The sequence below is a fragment of the Kineococcus haloalkalitolerans genome (genome assembly GCF_050871905.1).
GTDB lineage: Bacteria > Actinomycetota > Actinomycetes > Actinomycetales > Kineococcaceae > Kineococcus.
Map to the genome: position 1 here is coordinate 1 of NZ_JBJLSH010000059.1, position 19,549 is coordinate 19,549.

General features: G+C 76.6%; 18 protein-coding genes. 3 read left to right on the forward strand and 15 right to left on the reverse strand.

All coding sequences use genetic code 11. The features are described 5' to 3' along the window. Positions 1 to 71: 71 nt before the first annotated feature. The gene (locus tag ACRYMY_RS17685; protein ID WP_432548534.1) at positions 72 to 992 is read right to left on the reverse strand and encodes a hypothetical protein; all 921 of its coding nucleotides are present in this window, start codon (positions 990 to 992) and stop codon (positions 72 to 74) included. A 243-nt stretch (positions 993 to 1,235) separates the two neighbouring features. Here ACRYMY_RS17685 and ACRYMY_RS17690 point away from each other — a divergent pair, with 243 nt between their 5' ends. Further along, entirely contained in the window at positions 1,236 to 2,153 is a 918-nt protein-coding gene (locus ACRYMY_RS17690) for a 5'-3' exonuclease (RefSeq protein ID WP_432548550.1), read from the forward strand. 55 nt (positions 2,154 to 2,208) lie between these two features. Here ACRYMY_RS17690 and ACRYMY_RS17695 read toward each other — a convergent pair whose 3' ends face one another. From ACRYMY_RS17695 to ACRYMY_RS17725, 7 genes are all read right to left on the reverse strand, one after another. Beyond that, positions 2,209 to 5,049: a DEAD/DEAH box helicase gene (locus ACRYMY_RS17695; RefSeq protein WP_432548535.1), complete on the reverse strand. Its 2,841-nt coding sequence runs from the start codon at positions 5,047 to 5,049 to the stop codon at positions 2,209 to 2,211. 56 nt (positions 5,050 to 5,105) lie between these two features. Continuing rightward, the gene (locus ACRYMY_RS17700) at positions 5,106 to 6,110 is read right to left on the reverse strand and encodes a diacylglycerol/lipid kinase family protein (protein ID WP_432548536.1); all 1,005 of its coding nucleotides are present in this window, start codon (positions 6,108 to 6,110) and stop codon (positions 5,106 to 5,108) included. Positions 6,111 to 6,115: 5 nt separating this feature from the next. Then, a complete protein-coding gene (tatC, locus tag ACRYMY_RS17705; RefSeq protein ID WP_432548537.1) occupies positions 6,116 to 6,931 on the reverse strand; it encodes a twin-arginine translocase subunit TatC in 816 nt (271 codons plus the stop codon). Positions 6,932 to 6,952: 21 nt separating this feature from the next. Continuing rightward, positions 6,953 to 7,255, reverse strand: coding sequence for a Sec-independent protein translocase subunit TatA (gene tatA / locus ACRYMY_RS17710; protein WP_432548538.1), 303 nt, complete (start codon positions 7,253 to 7,255; stop codon positions 6,953 to 6,955). A gap of 224 nt (positions 7,256 to 7,479) precedes the next feature. Further along, positions 7,480 to 7,818, reverse strand: coding sequence for a hypothetical protein (locus ACRYMY_RS17715; RefSeq protein ID WP_369052112.1), 339 nt, complete (start codon positions 7,816 to 7,818; stop codon positions 7,480 to 7,482). 133 nt (positions 7,819 to 7,951) lie between these two features. After that, positions 7,952 to 8,989, reverse strand: a complete 1,038-nt coding sequence (locus tag ACRYMY_RS17720; protein ID WP_432548539.1) for a helix-turn-helix transcriptional regulator — start codon at positions 8,987 to 8,989, stop codon at positions 7,952 to 7,954. After that, entirely contained in the window at positions 8,986 to 10,185 is a 1,200-nt protein-coding gene (locus ACRYMY_RS17725) for a helix-turn-helix transcriptional regulator (protein ID WP_432548540.1), read from the reverse strand. The genes ACRYMY_RS17720 and ACRYMY_RS17725 overlap by 4 nt, the downstream gene beginning before the upstream one ends. A 198-nt stretch (positions 10,186 to 10,383) precedes the next feature. Here ACRYMY_RS17725 and ACRYMY_RS17730 point away from each other — a divergent pair, with 198 nt between their 5' ends. Together ACRYMY_RS17730 and ACRYMY_RS17735 are read left to right on the forward strand one after the other, a co-directional pair. Continuing rightward, a complete protein-coding gene (locus ACRYMY_RS17730; RefSeq protein WP_432548541.1) occupies positions 10,384 to 11,556 on the forward strand; it encodes an acyltransferase family protein in 1,173 nt (390 codons plus the stop codon). Beyond that, the gene (locus ACRYMY_RS17735) at positions 11,477 to 12,520 is read left to right on the forward strand and encodes a DUF3866 family protein (RefSeq protein WP_432548542.1); all 1,044 of its coding nucleotides are present in this window, start codon (positions 11,477 to 11,479) and stop codon (positions 12,518 to 12,520) included. Before ACRYMY_RS17730 ends, ACRYMY_RS17735 begins: the two co-directional genes overlap by 80 nt. Positions 12,521 to 12,577: 57 nt before the next feature. On the opposite strand, the gene ACRYMY_RS17740 is transcribed toward ACRYMY_RS17735, so the two are convergent. From ACRYMY_RS17740 to dop, 7 genes are all read right to left on the reverse strand, one after another. Further along, positions 12,578 to 12,955: an FKBP-type peptidyl-prolyl cis-trans isomerase gene (locus tag ACRYMY_RS17740; RefSeq protein WP_432548543.1), complete on the reverse strand. Its 378-nt coding sequence runs from the start codon at positions 12,953 to 12,955 to the stop codon at positions 12,578 to 12,580. 82 nt (positions 12,956 to 13,037) lie between these two features. Next, positions 13,038 to 14,021, reverse strand: coding sequence for an FKBP-type peptidyl-prolyl cis-trans isomerase (locus ACRYMY_RS17745; protein WP_432548544.1), 984 nt, complete (start codon positions 14,019 to 14,021; stop codon positions 13,038 to 13,040). Between the two features lie 92 nt (positions 14,022 to 14,113). After that, positions 14,114 to 15,475: a Pup--protein ligase gene (gene pafA / locus ACRYMY_RS17750; protein ID WP_432548545.1), complete on the reverse strand. Its 1,362-nt coding sequence runs from the start codon at positions 15,473 to 15,475 to the stop codon at positions 14,114 to 14,116. A 172-nt stretch (positions 15,476 to 15,647) separates the two neighbouring features. After that, entirely contained in the window at positions 15,648 to 16,406 is a 759-nt protein-coding gene (prcA, locus tag ACRYMY_RS17755; protein WP_432548546.1) for a proteasome subunit alpha, read from the reverse strand. Beyond that, positions 16,403 to 17,353, reverse strand: a complete 951-nt coding sequence (prcB, locus tag ACRYMY_RS17760) for a proteasome subunit beta (protein ID WP_432548547.1) — start codon at positions 17,351 to 17,353, stop codon at positions 16,403 to 16,405. Before prcB ends, prcA begins: the two co-directional genes overlap by 4 nt. Before the next feature lie 95 nt (positions 17,354 to 17,448). Further along, positions 17,449 to 17,646: a ubiquitin-like protein Pup gene (locus tag ACRYMY_RS17765; RefSeq protein ID WP_432548548.1), complete on the reverse strand. Its 198-nt coding sequence runs from the start codon at positions 17,644 to 17,646 to the stop codon at positions 17,449 to 17,451. A 190-nt stretch (positions 17,647 to 17,836) separates the two neighbouring features. Then, positions 17,837 to 19,504 carry a depupylase/deamidase Dop gene (gene dop / locus ACRYMY_RS17770; RefSeq protein WP_432548549.1) on the reverse strand — a complete coding sequence of 556 codons (1,668 nt, stop codon included), beginning with the start codon at positions 19,502 to 19,504 and terminating at the stop codon, positions 17,837 to 17,839. Between the last annotated feature and the right edge of the window lie 45 nt (positions 19,505 to 19,549).

Here is a 19,549-nt window from a genome sequence, read left to right on the forward strand (position 1 = left end):
GCCGGCCGGCGGGGAAGTCCCCACCGACCGGCGCCGCCGGCCGTGCTGCTGGTCCTGCTGGTCCTGCTGGCTCAGGCGCCCGCGGGGGCCCCGGCCGGGTCCTCGGCGCCCGCGCCCGGGAAGCCGGGGGCGTCCACGACGCTGCCCGCCTCCGGCGCGTCGACCTCCACGTCGCTGCCCCAGTCCCAGAAGTCCATCGTCACGCTGGTGCTGACGCCCTGGACGTCGACCTCCTGCACGATGCGCGCCGGGCGGTCCTGCTCGTCCACGTAGAGGGTGAACGGGATGGCGGTCAGCCCCGACTCGGTCAGCGCCTGGCGCGCCTCCTCCGTCTGCTGCTCCGGCGGCAGCGCCTCGAAGGCGGCCTGCGGGTCGATCGTGCCGCTGTAGCCGCGGGTCTGGACCCCGCGCACCTCCACGCCCGGCACCTCGGTGACGTCGTCGGCCACCGCGCGCAGCTGCTGCAGCTGCGCGGACGGGTCGACCGCGCCGGTGTCCAGGCCCGCGCCGCCGAGGGCGTCCAGCGGCAGGCGCACCCACTGGCCCTCGCCGGTCAGCGGGGCTCCGCTGAGGTAGGCGACCTCGTCGACCAGGCGCAGCTCGACGGTGCTGCCGGCCGCGCCGGTCATCGCCGGCAGCGTCAGCGTCATCCGCACGGCGCCGTCCTCGGCGTCGAAGGAGCCCTCGCCGGAGACGTCGAAGGTCTGCTCCTGCCCGCCGGTGGCCTCGGCCGGGGCGGTCGTCGTCGTGGTCAGCGCGAAGCGGGCACTGCCGGCCTCCTGGCCCTGCTCGGCGCTGGCCTGCACGACCTCGAACGCGGTGCGCTCGGTGGCGGCGCTGGAGGTCGCGGACGGGGCGCTGGTGCCCTCGCCGTCCTGGGCCGAGCAGGCGCCCAGGCCCAGGGACAGCGCGGCCACCCCGGCGATGGTGAAGGTCGCCAGCCGGCGGCGCGGGCGGCGGCTGGTGCTCGTGGTCGGTCCCTGGGTGTGCACTGCTGGTCCCCTCCGTCAGTGTGCATGGTCCCTTCCGACCACCCTCACAGCGTGCGCCACCCACCGCTCGGTGAGATCCCCCGAACGGTGGGGAGGTGGTGCGAAGATCGGTCCCGTGTCGTGTCCGCCCCTCCGCCCGCGGGTGCACCGCGGGCCGTCCCGACGTCCCCCGGGTGCTGCCGCCGCGCGAGCGCACCGGCAGCGGTCGTGAGCGGCCCGCGGGCCGGCGCCGGCGCGCCGGAGCTGCTGCTGGACGCGGCCTCGCTGTACTACCGCGCCTTCCACGGCGTGCCGGCCTCCCTGACCGCGCCCGACGGGACCCCCGTCAACGCCGTGCGCGGCTTCCTGGACGCGGTGGCCCTGCTCGTGGACACCCACCGGCCGGCGCGGCTGGTGGCCTGCTGGGACGAGGACTGGCGCCCGGCGTTCCGGGTGGCGGCCCTGCCCTCCTACAAGGCGCACCGCGTGGGCGCCGACGGCGCCGAGGACACCCCGCCGGCGCTCGTGCCGCAGGTCGACGTCATCGTGCGGGTGCTCGCCGCGCTCGGGCTGGCGCGCGCCGGCGCCGCCGGGCACGAGGCCGACGACGTGGCCGCGACCCTGGCCGCGCGCGCCGTCGCCGCCGGTGGGGGCCGGCCGGTGCTGGTGGTCACCGGCGACCGGGACCTGTTCCAGCTGGTCGACGACCGCGCCGGGGTGGGCGTCCTGTACGTCGGCAAGGGAGTGCGCCGGGCCGAGCGGGTCGACGAGGCGTGGCTGCGGACGCGCTACGGGGTGGACGGGCGCGGCTACGGCGACCTGGCGGTGCTGCGCGGGGACCCCTCCGACGGGCTGCCGGGCGTGGCCGGGATCGGCCAGAAGACCGCCGCGGCGCTGCTGGAGCGCTTCGGGGACCTGGCCGGGGTGCGCGCGGCCGCCGCCGACCCGTCCTCGGACCTGCCGGCCGGGCAGCGGCGCAGGCTGCTGGAGGCCGCGGCGTACCTGGACGCCGCGCCGGTGGTGGTGCGCACGGTGCGCGAGGCGCCCGTGCCCGACGTGGACGGCGCCCTGCCCGCGGCGCCGGCCGACCCGGAGGCCCTGGCGCAGCTGACGGACCGCTGGGGCCTGGGCGGCAGCGTGGAGCGGGTGCTGGCCGCGCTGGAGCGCGCCCGCACGCCCTGAGGCACCGCCCGCGGGTCATCCCCGGACGGGCAGGCCCCGCGCCGCGGGACCCGCCTCAGGTCAGCGAGGTGTGCGCCACGACCCCGCGGTGCACCGCCTCCACGGCCTCGCGGGCGGCGCGGCGCACCTGCGGGTCCAGCGCCGCGGCGCGCACCTGGTCCAGCAGGTCCGTCAGCTGCTTGCAGCGGCGCACGAAGTCGCCGGCGGCCAGGTCGGCGTCGCGCAGCACCGCGTCCAGCCGGTCGCCGGAGGCCCAGCGGTGCACCGCCCAGGCCAGCCCGGCGTCCGGTTCGCGGGTCTGCGGCACCCGGTGGGCGTCCTCGCGGTCGGTCAGGTCGCTCCACAGCCGCACGGTGGCCGCCACGGCCGCCTCGGCGCGGTGCGGCACCCGCTCGGCGCGCCCGGCCTCCTCGCGGCGCGACTCGTGCACGAGGGTGGACACGGCCGCGGCCAGGTCCGCCGGCCCCAGGCCCGCCCACGCCCCGTGGCGCAGGCACTGGGCCACCAGCAGGTCGGTCTCGGCGTTGATCCCGCGCAGGGTGCGCCCGGCGTCGGTGACGCGGGTGCCGTCGGCGTCCAGGTAGCCCAGCTCGGCCAGCAGGTCGCACACCCGGTCGAAGGTGCGGGCGATGGTGCCGGTGCGCCCCTCCACCGAGCGGGCCAGGGCCTCGGTGTCGCGGCGCAGCTTCTCCTCGCGCACCGCCCAGCGGGCGTGCTCCTCGCGCTCGGCGCACCCGTGGCACGGGTGCGCGCGCAGCCGCTCGCGCAGCTGGACCAGCTGCGGGTCCTCCTCCGCCGGGCCGGTCGCGCGCCGGCGCGGCACGTCCCCGCCGCCGGTCTCGGCCAGCTTGTTGCGCAGCGTGGAGGCCAGGTCGCGGCGCGCCTGGGGGCTGCGGTGGTTGAAGTCCCGGGGCACCTTGACCGTGGCGATCGGCTCGACGGCGCCGGGGAAGTCGTGCGCGGAGATGGTGCGCACCTGCCGGTCCTGGGTCAGCAGCCGCGGCGAGGGCGGGTCGAAGCCCTTGCCCTCCACCAGGTCCAGGACGACGCCGAACGCGGCCCGGCGGGGGCTGGGCAGGCGCACCACGTCACCGGTGCGCAGCTTCTCGATGGAGCGGGCGGCCTCCGCGCGCCGCTGGGCGGCGCCCACCCTCGACAGCTCCTTCTCCCGCTGCCCCAGCTGCTGGCGCAGGGCGAAGTACTCGCCGAAGTCGCCCAGGTGGCACGTCATGGAGCGCCGGTAGCCCTCCAGCGCCTCCTGCTGGGTGCGGATGCGCTGGGCCTGCCCGACCACGGCGCGGTCGGCCTGGAACTGCGCGAAGGAGGTCTCCAGGATGTCGCGGGCCTGCGCCCGGCCGACCTGCTCGACGAGGTTGACGGCCATGTTGTAGGTGGGCCGGAAGCTGGAGCGCAGCGGGAAGGTGCGCCGCGAGGCCAGGCCGGCGACCTGCTCGGGGTCGGTGCCCTGCCCCCACAGCACGACGGCGTGGCCCTCCACGTCGATGCCGCGCCGGCCGGCGCGCCCGGTCAGCTGGGTGTACTCCCCCGGCGTGACGTCCACGTGGGTCTGCCCGTTCCACTTCACCAGCCGCTCCAGGACCACCGAACGGGCCGGCATGTTCACCCCCAGCGCCAGGGTCTCGGTGGCGAAGACCGCCTTGACCAGCCCGGCGGCGAACAGGTGCTCCACCGTCTCCTTGAACACCGGCAGCATCCCGGCGTGGTGGGCGGCCAGACCGCGCTCGAGCCCGTCCAGCCACTCCCAGTAGCCCAGCACGCCCAGGTCGGAGGAGGGGATGTCCGCGCAGCGCTCCTCGGCCAGCGCCCGCACCCGCCGGCCCTCCTCCGGTGTGGTCAGGCGCAGCCCCCACGCCACGCACTGGGCCACGGCCGCGTCGCAGCCGGCGCGGCTGAAGATGAACGTGATGGCCGGCAGCAGGCCGCCGGCGTCCAGGACCTCCAGCACCTGCGCGCGGCTGGCCGGGCGCGGCACCGCCCGCCCCGACGGGCCGGCCAGCCCGCCCGGGCGCGCTCCCTGCCGCGAGGCGGTGCGCGAGCCCGTGCGGAGCGGGGGTGCGCCGCGGCGGCGGCCGCGCCCGGGCGCGCCGGCCAGCCGGTCCACGCGCAGCTGCTGGCGGGACATGGCCACCAGCTCGGGGTTGACCACCGCCCCGGGCACCAGGGAGCCCTCGTCGCCCTCCAGCGGGTCCCCGGCCGGGTCGGTGAACAGGTCGTACAGGCGGGTGCCGACCATCAGGTGCTGCCACAGCGGCACCGGGCGGTGCTCGGAGACGACGACCTCGGTGTCCCCGCGCACGGTGCCCAGCCACGCGCCGAACTCCTCGGCGTTGCTGACCGTCGCCGACAGCGAGGCCAGCAGCACCTCGCGGGGCAGGTGGATGATCACCTCCTCCCACACGGCACCGCGGAAGCGGTCGGCGAGGTAGTGGACCTCGTCCATCACCACGTAGCCCAGCCCGTCCAGCAGCGGGGAGCCGGCGTAGAGCATGTTGCGCAGCACCTCGGTGGTCATGACGACCACCGGCGCCTCGCCGTTGACGGAGTTGTCCCCGGTCAGCAGCCCCACCGCGCCGGAGCCGTGCCGCTCGACCAGCTCGGCGTACTTCTGGTTGCTCAGCGCCTTGATGGGGGTGGTGTAGAACGCCTTGCGGCCCGTGCGCAGCGCCAGGTGGACGGCGAACTCGCCCACGACGGTCTTGCCGGCCCCCGTGGGGGCGGCCACCAGCACCCCGCGCCCGGCCTCCAGCGCCCGGCAGGCCTGCACCTGGAAGGGGTCCAGGTCGAAGCCGACGGTGGCCGTGAAGGCCGCCAGCTCGGTGCGGGACTCCTCGGTGCGGCGGCGCGCCGCCGCGTAGCGTTCGGCAGGGCTCGCCATGCCCGTGACAGTACGTCAGAGCACCCACCCCCGCGCAGGCGACGCCCGCGCCGGCCTCAGCCCAGCACGCGCAGCGCCCCCGGGTGCGCGGTGCACGTCAGCGGCAGCGGCAGCGCCGCCTCCCCGTCGGCGTGCGGGTGCGGGACGCTCGCTCCGGGCAGCGGCCGCAGGTGCACGCGGTGGGCGCGGTGCACGTGCACGGCCGGGTGGCGCAGGTGCCGGCCCGAGCGCAGCAGCGGGAAGACCGTCAGCGCCGCCAGCGGGCTCAGCGCGTCGATGACCACGACGTCCAGCAGCCCGTCGGTCGGGTCGGCGTGCGGGGCCATCAGCAGCCCCCCGCCGTAGCAGCGGGTGTTGGCCACGGCCACCAGCAGGGTCGGACGCTCCAGCACCCGCACCCCGTCGCCGCGGTCCCCGCCGTCGGGCACGCCCTCCAGGACCACGCGCAGCCCCACCGGCCGCACGACGGCCAGCTCGCGCAGCGCGGCCAGCGTGTAGCGCGAGGGCCCGGTGGGCCAGCGCCAGCGGTTGGCGCGGGCGTTGACGCGGGCGTCCACCCCGGCGCCCAGGATGCTCGCGAACCAGCGACCGGACCCGGACCCGCCCGGGTCGTCGCCGGTGACGTGGACGGCGTCCACGGCGCGGGCGCGCCCGCTCTCCAGGGCGGCCGAGAGGCGTTCCACGGCCCGCACCGGCTGGCGCAGGGGCACACCCAGGCCGCGGGCCAGGTCGTTGCCCGTGCCCGCGGGCACCACGCCCAGGGCGGTCGGGGTGCCGGCGACGGCCTGCACCGCGGCGTGCACGAGCCCGTCGCCGCCGACGACCACGACGGCGGCCAGGTCCCCGGCGCGCCGGGCCAGCCGCTCGCGCGCCTCGGCGACGTCCCGGCCGGACAGGTCCTCCACGTCGTGGCCCAGCCGCCGCAGGGCCCCCAGGGCGCGGCGTCCGGCCTGGCGGCCGGCGCCGCGCCCCGCGGTCGGGTTGACGAGCAGCCCCACGGGCCCGGCGCGCAGGGGCTCGGTCCCGGCCGGCGGCCCACCCTCCGGCCGGTTCGGCTCCACGGGGCTCAGAGGGGGCTGGCCTCGTCGTCGGACAGGCCGGCGAACTCGCTGTCGCGGTCCCGGCGGGCCCGGCGCCGGTCGTTCCACAGGCACACCCCGATGGCCATGAAGAACAGGGCGATCAAGGGGATCGCCATGAGGATCATGGTCAGCGCGTCGGGGGTCGGGGTGAAGATCGCCGAGAACACGAAGCAGAGGAACACGACGATGCGCCACTGCTTGAGGATGGCTCGCCCGCGGACCAGGCCCGCGAAGTTCAGCGCGACCAGGAGCACGGGCACGATGAACGCGATGCCGAACGCCAGCAGCAGCCGCATGACGAACGACAGGTAGTTCGGCGTGTCGATCAGGTTGGCGACACCCTCGGGGGTGAAGGACGTGATCAGCGCCATCGTGGTCGGCAGGATCAAGTACGCCAGCGCCAGCCCCGCCAGGAACAGCGGGAAGCCGGCGAGGACGAAGCCGATCGCGTAGTTGCGCTCCTTCTTCGTCAGCCCCGGGGTGACGAAGGCCCACAGCTGGTAGAGCCAGACCGGGGCGGAGACGATCAACCCCACCCACAGCGCACCCTTGACCTGGACGTCCAGGACGCCCAGCGTCGTGGCGAAGTTCAGCTCCACCCCGTCGATGGACTCGGCGGGTGCGGCCAGGAGCGGGAGCACGACGTTCGGCCACAGCCACCACCCCGCGCACGCGGCGGCCACCACCGCGATCGCGGAGCGGAAGAGCCGCTTGCGCAGCTCGTCGAGGTGCTCGCGCAGGGGCATGCGCCCCTCGGGGTCCTTGGGCGCGCGCCCACGGCGGAACGTCGTGACAGCCACGTCAGGACCTCGCGGGGCGGATCAGCGGTCGCGGACGGTGGACGTCTCGTCGTGGGACGAGCCGTTGACCCGGGACGGGTCGGTGCGCACCTCGGAGCGGCGCTCGTCGCGGACGTCGTCGATGGAGGTGCCGCGGATCGTCCTCGTCTCCTTGGCGGTGGCCTCCTCCTCCTCGTCGTCGCGCTGCATCTCCTTGACCTCGCTCTTGAAGATGCGCAGCGAGCGACCGAGGCCGCGGGCGGCGTCGGGCAGGCGCTTGGCGCCGAACAGCAGGAGCAGGACGACGACAAGCACAAGGATGTGCCAGGGCTTCAGTGCGCCCATGGTGCTCAACCTCTCGAGGGGGGACGGTGCACCGCCATGGTACGTCCCCGCTCCCCCGCCGCGTGGCAGCCGGAGGTGAACAGGTCCTGCGCGTCGCCCCGCGCGCTCGCCGGACCGGTGCGCGGCACAGGTCCGCCCACCCCCGCCTGGACGGGGTGGGGGCGGGCGGACCGGTGGCGCGGACCGGCGGGCCGCAGGTCAGCGGGCGAGCGCCGCGCCGCGGGTCAGCGGGCGGCGCCGGCGCCCCGGGAGGCCAGCCCGGCCAGGTCGTCGCAGGAGTCCAGCACGAGGGCGAAGTCCAGGACGTCGTCCCAGGCGATGGCGCCGCCGCGGTGCTCCTCCAGCGCCTCGGCGGGGATGACCCAGCGCTCGACGGCCACGCCGCCGGAGACCAGCAGCGCGACGACGTCCTCACCGGCGGGCTTGCGCACCTCGTCGCGGCACTTGGGGCAGTCGAAGGCGTAGAAGGAGCGGTCCTTGGCGCTGCAGACCACGAGACGCACCTGCTTGGGCGTCAGCTCGACGTCGCCGCAGCAGGGGCAGGAAGCCTTGATCGTGGTCATGTCGCGCACCTCTCGTCGTGCCGGGCGGCCGTCCTGCCGCGCGGCGATGACACTCCTTCGGCACCGGCGGCCGATCCCTTGAACGGTGATCCGGCGGGGGGTCGACAGCGCCGGCCCGGACGTGCCGAGGACCTCAGCCGGGCTGCTCGCCGGGCTGGTGCCGGGCGTAGGCCTCCAGCGCGCGCACCGCGGCCCCGCGCACGTCGACGGCCAGCTCCGGCGGGTCCACCACGCGGGCGCCGGCGCCCAGCCGCAGCAGCAGCCGGCGCACCCAGCGGGTGTCGGCGGTGCGCAGCCGCACCCGGGAGGCGGCCTCCGCCCAGGCGTCCTCACCGGGCTCGGTCACCGACTCCACCGGGTAGTAGTCGGCCACCCACGCGGCGCGGGGGGCCAGGTCGAGGGTGACCACGACGTCGTCGGGGCTGGGGCGGAACAGGTCGGCGTCCACGTCGCGCGAGGCCGCCTGCGGCGGCGGGGTGCCGTCGGCGTCCAGCAGCTGCGCCTCCTCGATCCGGTCCACCCGGAACAGGCGCACGCCCTCGGCGCGGTGGCACCAGCCCTCCAGGTACCAGCGGCCCTCCACGCTGACCAGGCGCATGGGGTCCACGTCGCGCTCGGTGCGCTCGTCGCGGCTGGGCACCAGGTAGCGCAGGTGCAGGCGCCGGTTCTCCCGCAGCGCCGTCTGGGCGGCGGCCAGGACCTGCGCGGCGACCTCCTGCCCGCGCGGGTCGCGGTCGTCCACGCGCACGTCCACGGCCACCGCCGAGGCGGCCGCGGCCGCGGCGCCGGCGGCCTCGCCCGCGGCGCGGCTGAGCTTGGCCAGGGCCCCGTCCAGCGCCTCCCGGTCGTGCAGGCCCGGCACCTGCGCCAGGGTGCGCAGGCCCACCAGCAGCGCGACGGCCTCGTCGACGGCCAGCCGCGAGGGCCGCGCCAGCGGGTCGGCGTTGGACAGGTACACCCGCCCGGACTCCCAGCGGGCGTCGATGAGGTCGTCGGGCAGGTGCCCGGGGGTGCCGCACACGAACAGCAGCTCCAGGTCGTGCACGAGCTGCTCGGTGCTGATGCCGAAGTGCCCGGCCGCCTCCTCCAGGGGGATGCCCTGGTGGCGCAGCAGGTAGGGGACCATGGCCAGCAGCCGCGAGAGCCGCTCGGTGGAGGCGCGCCCGCTCACGAGGCCCGCCCGACCGCGCCGGAGCGGGCGGCGGCGTCGCCCGTGCGGGCCTCGCCGTCACCCGCGCCGTCACCCGCGCCGTCACCCGCGCCGTCACCCGCGCCGTCGTCCTCGCGCAGGCCCGCGGCGCCGCGCAGGCGCCGCAGCACCGCCGCGCGCAGGTCCGGCGGGTCCAGGACGACCACGTCGGCGCCGTAGGCGGCGACCTCGTCGGCGGCCACCTCCACGTCGGCCACGTCCACGACCACCACGTCCATCCCGTCCGGGCGCCCGTCCACGTCCACGCCCTGGGCGGCCTGGGCGGCCTGGGCGGCCTGCGCGGTCTGCGCGGCCCGCCGGCGCAGCGCCAGCCCGGCGCCGGGGCGCACGAGCAGGCGCGCGGGTCGGGTGGTGCGCTCACCGACCCGGCCGGCGACCACCGCGCGCGGGTCCAGGTCCTCGGGCACCCGGTAGGAGCCGGGCCGGCCGATGCGCCGGGGCGCCGAGGCCACCCGGGACAGGCGGAAGACGCGCACGTCCTCGCGGTCGCGGTCGTGCCCGACGAGGTACCAGCGCCCGTGCCAGCTGACGATGGCCCACGGCTCCACGTGCCGCTGCGCGGGCTCGCCGCCGGCGCGCCGGTAGGTGAAGCTCACCGGGGCGCGGTCGCGGGTGGCCGCGTACAGGGCGTCGAAGGCCGGCTCGCTGGTGCGCACGCGCGGCTCCACGCCCACCAGGGAGCTGTCGTCCGGCTCCACGCCCAGGCTGCGCAGCTTGACCAGCGCGCGGGTGGCCGGTCCCGCCAGGCTGGCCTGCTGCCACACGCGGCTGGCCAGCGACAGCACCGCCAGCTCACCGGGCGTGAAGACGATCTCCGGCAGGGCGAAGGCGTCGCGGTCGATGCGGTAGCCGGCCTCGTCGCCGAACAGCGGGTCCTCCCCGCCGGTCTCCAGCGGCACCCCCAGCTCGCGCAGGTCCTCCTTGTCCCGCTCGAACATCCGCTCGAAAGCCAGCGTGGTGGCGCAGTCGGCGTACTGCGGCACGGCCTGGCGGATCTGCTCCTTGGTCAGCCAGCGGCGCGTGGCCGACAGGGCGATGACGAGGTTGAGCAGGCGCTCGGTGCGCCGCGCGCCGCGGGCGCTCTCCAACTGGGCGGCGGGGCTCCCCGTCCCGCCCGGGGCCCTGCCGCCGGGGTCCCTGCTGCTCGCGCGCGCCACGGTCCCCGGACGCTACCCCAGCCGCGGCCCGCGCGCGGGTCGTCGTGGCGCGCTGCGCCGTCCGGTCGTCACCCCCGGGTGCGCTGCCGGTGCTCGCGCCGCTGCGCGGCGGGCCGGTCCGGCGGGTAACGTCGTGCGGTCAGCCCGCCGCGCGGACCAGCGCGGCCAGCCCGATCCGAGGACCGGAGGCGTCCCGCCGTGCCGTCCCCCGCCCGCGCCCCGTTCCTGGACGTCGCCCGGGGGCTGGCGATCGCGCTGGTGGTCCTGCACCACTCGGTGATCTTCCTGGACGCCGGGGCCCTGCTGGACGTGCGCTGGCGGGTGGTCAACGACGAGCTGGTCGTCCTGCGCATGCCGCTGTTCTTCGCGGTCTCGGGGGTGCTGGCCGCCTCGGCGGCGCGGCGCTCGTGGCGCTGGCTGGCCCGGCACCGGCTGGTGCTGCTGGTGTGGCTGTTCGTCACCTGGTCGCTGCTGCGCTTCGCGTGGTTCAGCGTGGTGCCGCAGACGCTGAACGCGGCGGAGACGGCCACGCTGCGCCCGCTGCTGCTCTCGCCGCTGCTGCCGGTGACGGGCCTGTGGTACCTGTACGCGCTGGCGCTGTTCACGGTGCTGGCGCGCGCGGCCGGGCGGGCCGCACCGCTGCTGCTGGTGCCGGCCGCGGCGGTGTCGCTGGCGGCCACCGTGCCCGGCTGGATCGCGCCCAACTACGCGTGGACGCAGATGTCGCGCTGCTTCGTGTTCTTCCTGCTGGGCTGGTGCCTGCGGCGGGTGCTGCTGGAGCGGTTCGCGCGGCTGCCCGGGCCGGCGGCGTGGGCGCTGGTGGTGGCCGCGGTCGCCGGCCTGGTGGTGCACGGCGGCACCGACGGCCGCTCGCCGTGGCTGCGGCTGGGGGTCAGCGTCGCGGCCATCGGCGGCGGGCTGGCCGCGGCGCTGCTGCTGACGCGGGCGGCGCCGGTGCGCCCCCTCGCGTCCGGGCTGGGCTGGCTGGGCCGGCGCACCCTGCCGGTGTTCCTCGTGCACGAGCTGGTGGTGGGGCTGCTCACGGCGGTGGCGGCCGCGACCGGTGCGGGCCGGCACCCGGCGTGGCCGCCGCTGTGGGCGGCCGTGGCGCTGGTGACCTCGCTGCTGGTGCACCGGCTGGCGCGCCGGGCCGGGCTGGGGGTGCTGTACGACTCCCCGCACCCGCCGCCGCGCCGGCGGGCGGCCGGGACGGACCCGGGGCCGGCCCTAGGCTCGCCGGGTGCTGCGGTGGCGGGAGGGGACGGTCGTCTCGACGGGCCGGTCGTGGGCGGTGGGCCCGGGCCGGGGGGCGCTGGAGTGCCGGGTGCTCCTGGCGGACGGGACGACGGCGCGCGCGCTGGCCTTCGCTGACCTGGTCGGCACCCCCGAGCCGGGCGCGCGGGTGCTGCTGAACACCTCCGCGCTGGCGCGGGGGCTGGGCACGGGCGGCTACGCCCTGGTGGTGGCGCTGCCCGACGCGCTGCCCGCGGACCCGCCGGAGGGTCCCGGTCACCTGGTCAAGGCTCGCTACACACCGCTGCAGGCGATGGTGCTGGGCGTCGACGAGCAGGAGTCGGAGCACCACGCGCTCCTGGCCGACGCCGACGACCTGCACGGCACGCCCGTGGTGGTGGCCGACCTGCACTCGGCGCTGCCGGCGGTGGTGGCCGGGGTGCGCGAGCGCGCGCCGGGCGCGCGGGTGGCGTACGTGATGACCGACGGGGGCGCGCTGCCGGCGGCGTTCAGCCGCACCGTGGCCGGGCTGCGCCAGGCCGGGTGGCTGGCCGCGTGCGTGACGACGGGGCAGGCGTTCGGCGGCGACCTGGAGGCGGCGACCGTGCACACGGGACTGCTGGCCGCCCACCTGGTGGTGGGCGCCGACGTCGTGGTGGTGGCGCAGGGGCCGGGGAACCTGGGCACCGGCTCGCGGTGGGGGTTCTCGGGGGTGGCGGCCGGGGAGGCGCTGAACGCGGCCGCCCTGCTGGGCGGGCGGGCGGTGGCGGCGCTGCGCGTGTCGGAGGCCGACCCGCGCGAGCGGCACCGCGGCGTCTCGCACCACTCGCTCACGGCGGTGGGGCGGGTGGCGCTGCTGCCGGCCGACGTGGTCGTCACGGGCGAGGAGGGCGCCTTCGCCGAGGGGGTGCGCGCGCAGGCGCGGGCGCTGTGCGCCGACCGGCACCGCGTGGTGGTGGTGGACGCGGCGGGGCTGGACGAGGCGCTGGCCGCGTGCCCGGTGCCGCTGTCGACGATGGGCCGCGGGCCGGAGCAGGACCGGGCCTCGTTCGTGGCCGCCGCCGCGGCCGGGCGGCACGCCGCGGACCTGCTGGCGACCTGACCGGTCCCCGGGCCGGCCCGCGGGAGCGCCGCGGGCCGGCCCGGGGACCGGCGGGGATCAGCTGACGCCGACGAGGTCGACGACGAAGATCAGGGTCTCGCCGCCCTTGATGGCCGCGCCGGCACCGCGGTCGCCGTAGCCCAGGTGGGGCGGGATGACGATCCTGCGGCGGCCGCCGACGCGCATGCCGACGATGCCCTGGTCCCAGCCCTTGATGACCATGCCCGCGCCGAGCGGGAAGTCCAGGGGCTGGCCGCGGTTCCAGGAGGCGTCGAACTCCTCGCCGGTGCTGAAGGCGACGCCGACGTAGTGGGCGCTGACGGTGCGGCCGGGCACGGCCTCCTCGCCCTCGCCGACGACCTCGTCGGTGATCTCCAGCTCGGTGGGCGGCTCGCCGCCGGGGAAGTCGATCTCGGGCTTGGTGCGGTCGGTCACGTCGCTCCCTGGGTCGGGGTGGGCCCGGTGTGTTCCGGACGGTGGGTGGGACCGGTCGCTCAGGACCGGTCGGGGGCGCCGGTCAGTAGGCGTCGAGGATGTCCACGACGAAGACGAGGGGGCCGGCCGGCTGCCCGCCGGCGGGCTCGTCGCCGTAGGCCTGCGCGGCGGGGATGACGAGCAGGACGCGGCTGCCCACGTTCTGCCCGACCAGGCCGACGTCCCAGCCCTCGATGAGGCCGCCGACGCCGATCTGGGTCTGGAAGGGCTGGCGCTCCCAGGAGCTCTCGAAGACCTCGCCGTCCTCCAGGCGCGCGCCCACGTACTGCATGGTGACGTTCTGCCCGGACTCCACGACCGGCCCGCTGCCCTGGACGAGCGGCTGCGCCAGGGTCTGCTCGGGCGCCTGGTAGCCCTCGGGCACCTCCACGCCGGTGGGGCGCCCGTCCTCGCCGTAGGTGACGGTGGGCAGGCCCGGCGGCGGGGCGACCTCCTCGCCCTGGGCGGTCTCGGGGATGACGCGCACGACGTCGGCGACCAGCACCATCGTGGTGTCGGCGTCCACGCCCTCGCCGAACTGGGTGGCGGCCTCGCCGAAGCCGTCGTCGGGGGCGATGGCGATGGCCAGGCGGTCGCCGACGTTCGCGCCGACCAGGCCGCGGGCGATGCCGCGGGTGACCTGCGGCAGCGGGAAGCGGGCGTCGGTGGCGCCGTAGCTGGTGTCCAGCTCGCGGCCGGTGGAACCGGCGTAGAGGGTGTACGCGAACTGGACGGTGTCGTCGGCCTCGACCTCCTGCCCGTCGCCGGCGGTGACGACCTTGCGGGTGGTCTCCTCCACCTGCAGCGGGGTGGTCACCTGGACCTCCGGCTTGGCGCCGGGCCCACCGGTGACGGTGACCGGCAGGGCGTCGTCGACGGCGGCCGGCTCGATGACCGCCGCCGAGGCGGTCGCGGAGGCGCTCTGCTCGGCGGGGCTGGGGGTGTCCGGCTCCGAGGCGCACGCGCTCAGGGTCAGCGCGAGGGCCGCGATCGCGGCGGCGGGCAGGGCGGCGGTACGGCGACGCACGGGGGTCCTCACGGGTCGGGGCACGGGTCGGGGTCGAGCCGGGCTTGCCGCAGCACCCTAACCGCCGGCGCCTGGGACGGAGCTGGGAGCCGTCACATGCTGTCGATGAGGCGCTCCACCCGGTCGTCCACGGCCTTGAACGGGTCCTTGCACAGCACCGTGCGCTGGGCCTGGTCGTTGAGCTTCAGGTGCACCCAGTCGACGGTGAAGTCGCGGCGCTTGTCCTGCGCGGCGCGCACGAAGTCCCCGCGCAGCTTGGCGCGGGTGGTCTGCGGGGGCACGCTCAGCGCCTCGAACACCTCGATGTCGGCGCACACCCGCTCGGCCATGCCGCGCGCGGCCAGCATGTAGTGCAGGCCCCGGCCGCGGTGGATGTCGTGGTAGGCCAGGTCCAGGCGGGCGATGCGCGGGGAGGTCAGCGGCATGCCGTGCTTGGCCATGTAGCGGTCCAGCAGCTTCTTCTTGATGACCCAGTCGACCTCGCGGTCGACCAGGCCCAGGTCGCCGGTGGCCACCGCGCGCAGCGCCCGCTCCCACAGGTCCAGCACCCGCTTGACGGTGGGGGTCTGCAGGCCGCGGGTCTCCACGAACTCCTTGGCCTTCTCCAGGTACTCCTCCTGGATCTGCAGGGCGCTGGCCTCGCGGCCGTTGGCCAGGCGCACCGGACGGCGGCCGGTGGGGTCGTGGGAGATCTCGCGGATGGCCCGGATGGGGTTCTCCATCGTCATCTCGCGCAGCGCCACGCCCTCCTCGACCATCCGCAGCACCAGGTCGGTCGCGCCGACCTTGAGCATCGTGGTGGTCTCGGACATGTTGGAGTCGCCGACGATCACGTGCAGGCGCCGGTAGCGCTCGGCGTCGGCGTGCGGCTCGTCGCGGGTGTTGATGATGGGCCGGCTGCGGGTGGTGGCGCTGGAGACGCCCTCCCAGATGTGGTCGGCGCGCTGCGAGAGCGAGTACACCGCCCCGCGCGGGGTCTGCACGACCTTGCCGGCCCCGCAGATCAGCTGCCGGCTGACCAGGAACGGGATGAGGACGTCGGACAGCTTGCCGAACTCCCCGTGCCGGGAGACCAGGTAGTTCTCGTGGCAGCCGTAGGAGTTGCCGGCGGAGTCGGTGTTGTTCTTGAAGAGGAAGACCTCCCCGGCCACCCCCTCCTCCTCCAGGCGCCGCTCGGCGTCGGTGAGCAGGCCCTCCAGCGTGCGCTCGCCCGCGCGGTCGTGGACGACGAGCTGGCGCACGTCGTCGCACTCGGGGGTGGCGTACTCGGGGTGGGAGCCGACGTCCAGGTACAGGCGGGCGCCGTTCTTGAGGAAGACGTTGCTGGAACGCCCCCAGGAGACGACCTTGCGGAACAGGTAGCGGGCCACCTCGTCCGGGGACAGCTTGCGCTGGCCCTCGAAGGCGCAGGTGACGCCGAACTCGGTCTCGAGCCCGAAGATCCGGCGGTCCATCTGCCCACCATAGGCACATCGGGGGCGCGCAGCGCGGCTGAACGCGCGCACCGGCCCGATCGGGGCGTCGGCGGGACCGGCGGCGGGTCACGCGGGGCGTGCGCGCGGGGCGCGCGCGGCCGGGCACCGGCGGGCCGCCGCGGGACGGCCCACCGGTGCCCGCCGGCGGGTCTCAGCCGGTGGGCTGCTCGGGCGCCGCAGGTGCGGCCGGCGCGTCGGTGCCCGCCTCGCCCAGCAGCCGGGCCAGCACCGGCCCGCTGAGGCGGCGGAACGTGCGGCGGGCGCGGGCGCGGTCCAGGACGGCGACCTCCAGCTGGTCCGGCGCGATGCGGCGCGGGCCCCGCCCGGCCGCCTCGGCCTGCGCGTCGCTGCCCAGGGCGTCCACGGCCGTGCGCAGCGCCTCCTCCAGCGTCATCCCCGCGCGCCAGCGCTCGCCCAGGCGCGCGGAGATCTGCTCGGCCGAGCCGCCCATCGCCACGTACCCGTGCTCGTCGGCCACCGACCCGTCGTACGTCAGCCGGTACACCTGGTCCTGCTCGGGGGTGCGGCCCACCTCGGCCACGACCAGCTCCACCTCGTACGGCTTGGGGCCGGTGGTGAACACGGTGCCCAGCGTCTGCGCGTAGGCGTTGGCCAGGCCGCGGGCGGTGACGTCGCCGCGGTCGTAGGAGTAGCCGCGCAGGTCCGCGTAGCGCACCCCGGCCACCCGCAGGTTCTCGAACTCGTTGTACTTGCCGACCGCCGCGAACGCCACGCGGTCGTAGATCTCGGAGATCTTGTGCAGCGCCCGGGAGGCGTTCTCGGAGGCGAAGACGATGCCGCCCTCGTAGGCCAGGACGACGACGGCCCGCCCGCGCGCGATGCCCTTGCGCGCGTAGTCCGCCTTGTCCTTCATCAGCTGCTCGGGCGAGACGTAGAACGGCACGCTCATCGCTGCACCCCCTGCCCCTCGGTGCCCGTACCGGGACCGGTGCCCCCGTCGGTCCCGCTCCCGGCGAGCGCAGGCGCCCCGCCCGGGTTGCCGGTGCGCCCGGCGACCACGCCCTCGACCACGGCGGACAGCTCCTCCTGCTCCAGGCGCCGGTAGCCCTCGGCGCTGACCACGGCGACCACCGGCCAGGTGCGGCGCACCAGGTCCGGCCCGCCCGTGGCCGAGTCGTCGTCGGCGGCGTCCCACAGGGCCTCCACCGCCACCCGCACCGCGTCGGCCGAGCCCAGACCCGGGCGGAACAGCTTCTTCAGCGCCCCGCGGGCGAACACCGAGCCGGAGCCGACCGCGTGGTGGTCGACCTCCTCGTAGCGGCCGCCGGTGACGTCGTAGCTGACGATGCGCCCGCGGCGGGCGTCCAGGTCGTAGCCGGCGAACAGCGGCACGACGGCCAGACCCTGCATGGCCAGGCCCAGGTTGCCGCGGATCATCGCCGACAGGCGGTTGGCCTTGCCCTCGAAGGACATCAGCGCGCCCTCGAGCTTCTCGTAGTGCTCCAGCTCCACCTGGAACAGGCGCACCATCTCCAGCGCCAGCCCGGCGGTGCCGGCGATGCCGACCGCGGAGTGGTCGTCGGCGGGGAAGACCTTCTCGATGTCGCGCTGGGCGATGACGTTGCCGGCGGTGGCGCGCCGGTCCCCGGCCACCACCACCCCGTCGGCGGTGACGAGGGCGACGATCGTCGTCGCGTGCGGGGGCTGGCCCGCCCCGGGTCCCCCGCCCGGCACAGCACCCGGGCCGCCGACCGGGACGGCGCCCGGCAGCCGGCGCGCGCCGGGCAGCACCTCGGGGGCGTGCTCGCGCACGAAGTCGGTGAAGGAGGACGAACCCGGCACCAGGAAGGCCGCCGGGAGGCGCCCGCTGGGGTCTGCACCCGATCGATGGTCCACGTCGCGACCCTACCCGCCGGGCCCGCGCCCGCCCGGTCGGGCGCGGGGCGCGGGACCGGCGGGGCGGGGCTCGCCGGGGCCGGTGCTGCCGGCGGCTACTGGCCGCCCTTCTGCACGAACCCGCGCACGAACTCCTCGGAGTTGGTCTCCAGGACCTCGTCGATCTCGTCGAGCAGGGCGTCGACGTCGTCCTCGCTCGTCCGCTCCTCCGCGCGCGCCTGGGCGGGCACGACGGGGGTCTCCTCGGGCTCGTCCTCGCGGCGGCTCGGGCGCTGCTGCTCCTGTCCAGGCACGGCTGGTCCCCCTGACGTGTCGCGGTCAGCTGCGGGCCGGTGGCCCGGCGTCCGGTGGCGGGCACCCGACGTGCACCGACACTAACCCGCGCACCGGCCGCGCGCGTGGTGCCGCGACCGCTCCGTGACCGGCGCGACACCCGGACGGGCGCCGGCGCTCGCGCGCCCGCGCGCACCGGTCGACGGCCGGTCAGCCCCCCGTCAGGGCCGCGACGAGGTCCTCGGCCGTGGGGCAGCGGTCCAGCAGCGCGCCCACGTGCTCGCGGGTGCCGCGCAGGGGCTCCAGCGTCGGCACCCGCTGCAGGGCCCCGCGCCCGGCCACGTCGAAGATCACCGAGTCCCAGCTGGCGGCGGCCACCCGCGGGCCGTAGCGGGCAAGGCACTCGCCGCGGAAGTAGGCGCGGGTGTCCTCCGGGGGGTGCTCCACGGCGCGGCGCACGTCCTCCTCGGCGATGAGCCGCTCCACCCGCCCGCGCTGCTCCAGGCGCAGGTACAGGCCCTTCTCCGGGCGCACGTCGGACCACTGCAGGTCCACCGCCCGCAGCCGGGCGCTGTCCCAGGCCAGGCCGTCGCGCGAGCGGTAGGCCTCCAGCAGCTGCAGCTTGGCCACCCAGTCCAGCTCGCGCGCGCAGGCGGACACGTCGGTGCCCAGCCGGGTCAGGACCGACTCCCAGCGCTGCAGCACCTCGACCGTGTCGGCGTCGGTGTCGGCGCCGGTGCGCTCGTCGACGAACGCGCGGGCCGCCTCGAAGTAGGCCCACTGCAGGTCCAGCGCGCTCAGGCGGCGCCCGTCGCGCAGGCGCACCAGCTGCCGCAGCGAGGGGTCGTGGCTGACCTCGTGCAGGGCGCGCACCGGGTCCGACAGCTGCAGGTCCCCCGCCGGGCCGCCGGTCAGGGCGCCGGCCTCGACCATGGACAGGACCAGGGAGGTGGTGCCCACCTTCAGCAGGGTGGCCACCTCGCAGAACGTCGCGTCGCCGACGATGACGTGCAGGCGCCGGTACTTCTCGGCGGTGGCGTGCGGCTCGTCGCGGGTGTTGACGATGGGCCGCTTCATCGTCGTCTCCAGGCCGACCTCGGTCTCGAAGAAGTCCGCGCGCTGGCTGAGCTGGTAGCCGGCGGTGGCCGAGTCCTGGCCGATGCCGACGCGGCCCGCGCCGGCGACGACCTGGCGGGAGACGAAGAACGGCACGAGGTGGCGCACGACGTCGCCGAAGGGCGTGGCGCGGGCCATGAGGTAGTTCTCGTGGGTGCCGTAGGAGGCGCCCTTGCCGTCGGTGTTGTTCTTGTACAGCGTCACCGGCGCCAGGCCGGGGGTGGCGGCGATGCGCCGCAGCGACTCCAGGACGATGCGCTCGCCCGCCCGGTCCCAGCGCACCGCGTCGCGCGGGGTCAGGACCTCCGGGGAGGAGTACTCCGGGTGGGCGTGGTCGACGTACAGGCGCGCGCCGTTGGTCAGCACGACGTTGGCGGTGGTGGGGTCCTCCGTCTCGGCCGAGACGACGTCGGAGGCCGCCGGCACCGTCCAGCGGCCCCGCTCCCCCACCGCACCCCCGGCGCCCGCGCCACCGCCGTCCCCGCGCAGGGGCGCGTCGGTCAGCTGGGAGGGGTCGGCGGCCGAGCGGGCCAGCTCGAAGCCGCGCGCGTCGCGCAGCGGGGCCTCGTCCTCGTAGTCCCAGCGGGTGCGCGAGCCGCCCGACCTCGCCGGCGCGCCCAGGGAGGAGGCCAGGCTGCCGGTGGCCGGAGCGGCGTAGGCGTTGACCACCTGCGCCGACAGCAGCATGGGGTTGGCCCCCGGGTCGCCCGGGACGGAGATCCCGTACTCCGTCTCGATGCCGGTCACCCGTCGCACGCTCACCCGGCCGACCCTACGGGCCCGCCGGCCGCCACCGCCCGCGGGCGG